We start from the raw sequence: 6,223 nt of genomic DNA on the forward strand, positions 1-6,223 counted from the left end.
AGACCGGCTCGCATGCCGAGCTCGTGGCCCATGGCGGTCTCTACGCCGATCTGTGGTCTCGCCAGTCGGGCGGCTTCATCGCCGACGATGTCGAGAAGGAAGAGGCAGCGGAGTAAGCAACCCGAGGCCCGCCGTTCGAAAGAGCGGCGGGCCTCTTTGTTAGACGTTACGCATTTGTAATCTGCAATTGTGTCGAAACCGATTGCTGTTGTCGCCGAACCGCCTATATCGGAACCATGCTCAGCGCCATCGTCAGCCTCTTCGAGAACTGGATCAAGCCCTTCGCACCGCGCGAGCGCCTGCAGCCGCCGAAATCGCTCTGGGGTTTTGCCTGGTTCTATGCCAGCCAGGCCAAAGGACCGTTCATCGCCATGGCGGTGCTCGGCGGCCTCGTTGCCATGCTGGAGGCGGGGCTCTTCTATTTCGTCGGCCGGCTCGTCGATCTGCTCGACACCGTGAAGCCAGAAGCCGGCTGGAGCGGCCTGATCGCCGCCAATGGGCCGGAACTCCTGTTCATGCTCCTGACGGTCATGGTCTTCCGCTTCGTCGCGGTGTCGCTGGCGGCACTCGTTGAAGAACAGGCGATCACGACAGGCTTTTTGAACCTGGTGCGCTGGCAATCCTATGTGCATGTCGCCCGGCAGTCGCTGACCTTCTTCCAGAACGACTTTTCCGGCCGCATCGTCACCAAGGTCTGGGCCGGGGCGCAGGCAACGAGCGACCTGCTCGTCTCCCTGCTGCAGGTCGTCTGGTTCATCGTCATCTACACCGCGTCGACCATGGCGCTGGTGGCGCAACTCGACTGGCGTCTGGCGGCAATGGTCGGCTTCTGGATCGTCGTCTTCCTGGTGCTGGCGCGCTTCTTCGTTCCGCGTATCCGCAAGCACGCCCGCGACACGGCCGAAATGGCATCGATGCTGAACGGCCGCATGGTCGATGCCTATTCCAACATCCAGACCCTGAAGCTCTTCGGCCGCGACGAGGAGAACGACCGATACATCCGCGGCGGCTTCGACCGGTTCCAGCGCGCTGTCATCCCGTTCACGCGGCTGCTGACGGCGGTGCGTGCTTCGCTGGCGCTGCTTTCCGGCCTGATGATCACGGCGATCGCGGTCTATGCCATCCATCTCTGGCTCGCGGGCTCGATCAGCTCCGGCGCAGTCGCCTTCACCCTGGCGCTGGTGCTGCGGCTCAACATGCTGCTCGGCCGCATGATGACGCAGTTCAACTCGATCATGCGCAACATCGGCACGATCCAGAACTCGGCCGAACTGGTTTCGCAGTCGATCGGTCTCGTCGATCGGCCGGACGCGACGGAGCTTGCCGTGAGCAAGCCGGAAATCCGCTTCGAACACGTGCGCTTCCACTACGGTAAGGGCGAGCGCGTCATCGACGACTTTTCCCTCGTCGTCCGTCCGGGCGAGAAGGTGGGCATCGTCGGCCGATCCGGCGCCGGCAAGTCGACGCTCGTCAATCTGCTGTTGCGCTTCTACGACCTTGAAAGCGGGCGCATCCTGATCGACGGACAGGATATCGCGACCGTAAGGCAGGAATCGCTGCGCGCCCAGGTCGGCATGGTCAGCCAGGATACCTCGCTGCTGCACCGCTCGATCCGCGACAACGTCCTCTTCGGCCGCCCCGATGCGAACGAGGAGCAGCTGATCGCCGCGGCACGGAAAGCCGAAGCCTATGATTTCATCGCCGACCTTCAGGACCAGCGCGGCCACAGGGGGCTCGACGCCCATGTCGGCGAGCGCGGCGTCAAGCTTTCGGGCGGCCAGCGCCAGCGCATCGCGATCGCCCGGGTGATGCTGAAGGATGCGCCGATCCTCGTGCTCGACGAGGCGACCTCGGCGCTCGATTCCGAAGTCGAAGCGGCGATCCAGTCCAATCTCGACCGCCTGATGCAGGGCAAGACGGTGCTCGCGATCGCTCACCGGCTGTCGACGATCGCGGCACTCGACCGGCTGGTGGTGATGGACAAGGGACGGATCGTCGAACAGGGAACGCACGCCGAACTTGTTGCCCGCGGCGGGCTTTACGCCGGCCTCTGGTCACGCCAGTCCGGCGGATTTCTCGCCCGGGAAGAGGCGGCGGAGTAGGGCGCTCTTCGGACGCCTCCAGGCCCATCCGGCGGGTGCAAATTCCGCCTAACTGATGGCCGTCAAGTCCTTGTGCCAATTGGCCGCGCTTTTCCCCGCGACAATCTGCCCACATCCCCTTGTCAAGGCTGGACATAATTTGCGATCAAGCATAGAACGCGCCGGATTGACGGGGATTCTGCGTGCCGTGTGCGCGCCGATTCTTTTCGGATTCTGTGCCGATGTCGCATTTGCAACTGCAGGGCGACGGGGCGAGAGCACTATGAATAGGGCGTGGTTCCTTGACCTGGATCAAACCGCAAGGGGCAGGAATTTCGCCGGGGGCGGATGCGGTTTCCGCAATATTGCGTGAGAGGATGGTTTAGCCGTGAGCGAACACGACACTTCAAGCGAGGCCTTGGGCGAGCCCAGTCGCCGCGACTTCCTTTATCTGGCTACCGGTATGGCAGGCGTCGTTGGCGCTGGCGCCGTCGCCTGGCCGTTCATCGACCAGATGCGTCCGGATGCATCAACGCTCGCGCTCGCCTCGATCGAGGTTGACGTATCGAGCCTGCAGCCCGGTATGTCGCTGACCGCGAAATGGCGCGGCAAGCCGATCTTCATCCGCAACCGTACGGAGAAGGAAGTCGAGGAGGCAAAGGCCGTCCAGCTCGACGAGCTTAAGGACCAGGTTGCGCGCAACGCCAACCTTCCGGCCGATGCGACCGCGAGCGACCTCGATCGTTCCGCCGGCGAAGGCAAGGAAAACTGGATCGTCATGATCGGTTCCTGCACCCATCTGGGCTGCGTGCCGCTTGGCCAGGCCGGTGATTTCGGTGGCTGGTTCTGTCCCTGCCACGGTTCGCACTACGATACGGCCGGCCGCATCCGTAAGGGTCCGGCGCCGGAGAACCTTCACGTGCCGACCTTCTCGTTCGTATCCGACACAGTTATCAAGATCGGTTGAGGGGACTACTGATAATGAGTGCTGAACATTCAACCTACACGCCGACGACTGGCATTGAGAAATGGGTTGATTCCCGTCTGCCGTTGCCGCGTCTGATCCACGATAGCTTCATCAGCTATCCGGTTCCCCGGAACCTGAACTACGCCTACACCTTCGGTGCCATGCTCTCGGTCATGCTGATCGTCCAGATCCTGACCGGTATCGTGCTGGCCATGCATTATGCCGCCGACACCGCCGTTGCGTTCAACTCGGTCGAAAAGATCATGCGCGACGTCAACCACGGCTGGCTGCTGCGCTACATGCACGCCAACGGCGCGTCGTTCTTCTTCATCGCCGTCTACCTGCACATCGCCCGTGGTCTCTACTACGGCTCGTACAAGGCTCCGCGCGAAATCCTCTGGATCCTCGGCGTGGTCATCTACCTCCTGATGATGGCGACCGGCTTCATGGGCTACGTTCTGCCCTGGGGTCAGATGTCCTTCTGGGGCGCGACCGTTATCACCGGCTTCTTCACCGCCTTCCCGCTGGTGGGTGAGTGGATCCAGCAGTTCCTGCTCGGCGGCTTCGCCGTTGACCAGCCGACGCTGAACCGCTTCTTCTCGCTGCACTACCTGCTGCCCTTCATGATCGCCGGCGTCGTCGTCCTGCACATCTGGGCCCTGCACGTAACGGGTCAGACCAACCCGACCGGCGTTGAAGTCAAGTCCAAGACCGATACCGTTCCCTTCACGCCCTATGCGACGCTGAAGGATGCACTCGGCGTTTCCGTCTTCCTGATCATCTATGCCTGGTTCGTCTTCTACCAGCCGAACTTCCTCGGCCATCCGGACAACTACATTCCGGCTGACGCGCTGAAGACGCCTGCTCACATCGTTCCGGAATGGTACTATCTGCCGTTCTACGCGATGCTGCGCGCTATCACCTTCAATGTCGGCCCGATCGACTCCAAGCTCGGCGGCGTTCTGGTGATGTTCGGCTCGATCATCATCCTGTTCTTCCTGCCCTGGCTCGACACGTCGAAGGTCCGCTCGGCCGTCTACCGTCCGTGGTACAAGTTGTTCTTCTGGGTCTTCGTGGTCAACGCCATCCTGCTCGGCTGGCTCGGCTCGCGTCCGGCAGAAGGCCTGTACGTCGTGATGTCGCAGATCGGCACGCTGTACTACTTCGGCTTCTTCCTCGTCATCATGCCGGTTCTCGGCCTGATCGAAACGCCGAAGCGCATTCCGAATTCCATCACCGAAGCGGTGCTGGAAAAGCAGAATGCCAAGGCGCAGCCGGCCGCCGCGCGCGCCTGATCAGAACAGCGATTGATAAGGAACCCACAACAATGAAAAAGCTTGTTACAGGCATTCTGTCACTCGCTGTCGTCGCTGGTCTCGGTCTCGGTGCGGCTGTTGCCGAAGAGGCGAAGGGCGGCGAGGAGCATGGCGGCGGTACGCCCCACTATCCGATCCACAAGCCGGAACAGCAGGACTGGAGCTTTGCCGGTCCCTTCGGTCACTACGACAAGGGCCAGCTGCAGCGCGGCCTGAAGGTCTACACCGAAGTCTGTTCTGCCTGCCACTCGATGAACCTGGTTGCCTTCCGCACGCTGGAAGGCCTGGGCTACTCGGATGCACAGGTAAAGGCTTTCGCGGCGAACTACGAAGTCCAGGACGGCCCGAACGCCGACGGCGAGATGTACACCCGCAAGGCTGTCGCCTCCGACCACTTCCCGTCGCCTTACGCGAACAAGGAAGCGGCTGCCGCATCGAACAACGGTGCAGCTCCGCCGGACTTCTCGCTGATCGCCAAGGCACGCGGCATCGAGCGCGGCTTCCCGCAGTTCATCTTCGACATGTTCTGGCCCTACCAGGAAGGTGGCCCGGACTACATCCACGCGCTGCTGACCGGCTACCAGGATCCGCCGCAGGGCGTCGAAGTGGCTGAAGGCACGCACTACAATCCGTACTTCGCCAACGCTGCCGCGCTGGCGATGGCTCAGCCGATCTCCGCCGACCAGGTCACCTATGACGACGGCACGCCGCAGACGGTAGACCAGTACGCCAAGGACGTTTCGGCGTTCCTGATGTGGGCCGCCGAGCCGCACCTCGAAGAGCGCAAGCGCACCGGCTTCATGGTCATGGTGTTCCTGCTGATCTTCACCGGCCTGGTGTACCTCACCAAGAAGTCGGTCTACGCCAACAAGGAACATTGATCGATTTCCGGTTTAAGCCGGTTCGATCAAGACCCAACGAAAAAGCCCCGGTTCGTCCGGGGCTTTTTGCGTTTCAGGGCCTCATGCAAGGCAGTGAGGAAGGCAACGCCGGTTCGGCGAAGCCCTCTGTGCATTGGCTCATGATCGAGGCCAAGCGGCACATACGCACCATCCCCCGCCTTTGGGCGCAGAAAAACGCCACGCTGCCTCTGGCGCCGGCACATGAGGGGCCTCGTCGTCCGTCCAGCAAGGCAAGTCTCAGCTCCTCTCGCGGCTTCTACAATCGTTTTCCAGGCGGACCATCGGGCGCGCGACCTATCGAGACTGTCCGCCGCCAGCCGTCGATAGATGTCGCCGTCGCATGCAAACGATTGCATTCGGCAAACGTTTGCATACGACCGAGTTCTCGCGTTCGACCGACTGGGGTGACGTCGCCGGCTTGCAGCACAAACCGAGAGCCCTTCGGCAGATCGAGGGGTGACCGGCACTTGCTTCCGAGTGCCTGCGCGCCTCGTGGGCGCGTTAATCACGTCCTCGTTCTAGGGCTGCATCATCCGGATGCGGCGTCGTATTCGGATTTTTCACTTTTGCTTAAGAGGTTGAAATCCAATGCATATTTCGTTGAAACGCCTGGCGGCCGCCGCCGTGATCGGCCTGGCCTTCGTTCCCGGCATCTCGCAGGCGGAAAGCTATTCGGCGCTCACCAAGCAGGGCTACACCACCGGAAAGCTCGCCAGAGGGAAATCCGGCGCCTGGGGCTGGGTTGTCGGCAATGGCGAGAGGACGTTCTTTTGCCGGCTCAACGTCGCCTCGGCCTATGTGAACAAGAAGCAGATGGTGAGCTTCACCGCAAGCGGCCGCATGCTCAAGATCGACCGTGCGACCTATGACGGCGCGCTCGGTGGACTGGACCCGAACAAGCCTTACCTGAAGGATCTGCAGGCGGGCCGGGTCAAGCCCGCCGATGTCGGCGGCTGC

General features: G+C 62.0%; 5 protein-coding genes. All 5 read left to right on the forward strand.

The window, feature by feature from the left end; genetic code table 11:
- Positions 1-236 precede the first annotated feature (236 nt).
- Entirely contained in the window at positions 237-2,102 is a 1,866-nt protein-coding gene (locus L981_RS31130) for an ABC transporter ATP-binding protein (protein ID WP_043626058.1), read from the forward strand.
- A 367-nt stretch (positions 2,103-2,469) separates the two neighbouring features.
- Positions 2,470-3,048 carry a ubiquinol-cytochrome c reductase iron-sulfur subunit gene (gene petA / locus L981_RS31135; protein WP_082006220.1) on the forward strand — a complete coding sequence of 193 codons (579 nt, stop codon included), beginning with the start codon at positions 2,470-2,472 and terminating at the stop codon, positions 3,046-3,048.
- Positions 3,049-3,062: 14 nt separating this feature from the next.
- On the forward strand, positions 3,063-4,343 hold the full coding sequence (locus L981_RS31140; RefSeq protein WP_043626065.1) for a cytochrome b N-terminal domain-containing protein: 1,281 nt from the start codon (positions 3,063-3,065) through the stop codon (positions 4,341-4,343).
- Positions 4,344-4,375: 32 nt separating this feature from the next.
- Positions 4,376-5,245, forward strand: a complete 870-nt coding sequence (locus tag L981_RS31145) for a cytochrome c1 (RefSeq protein WP_043626068.1) — start codon at positions 4,376-4,378, stop codon at positions 5,243-5,245.
- A gap of 609 nt (positions 5,246-5,854) precedes the next feature.
- Positions 5,855-6,223 (forward strand): hypothetical protein (locus L981_RS31150; RefSeq protein WP_043626071.1); only part of this gene is annotated, 369 nt, incomplete at its 3' end.

It is taken from the genome of Ensifer sp. ZNC0028 (assembly GCF_000799055.1).
GTDB lineage: Bacteria > Pseudomonadota > Alphaproteobacteria > Rhizobiales > Rhizobiaceae > Ensifer.

Excerpts from the sequence above, each read along its gene's own strand:
- L981_RS31130 (WP_043626058.1), top strand. The coding sequence starts at position 237 with ATGCTCAGCGCCATCGTCAGCCTCTTCGAGAACTGGATCAAGCCCTTC.
- L981_RS31140 (WP_043626065.1), top strand. The coding sequence starts at position 3,063 with ATGAGTGCTGAACATTCAACCTACACGCCGACGACTGGCATTGAGAAA.
- L981_RS31145 (WP_043626068.1), top strand. The coding sequence starts at position 4,376 with ATGAAAAAGCTTGTTACAGGCATTCTGTCACTCGCTGTCGTCGCTGGT.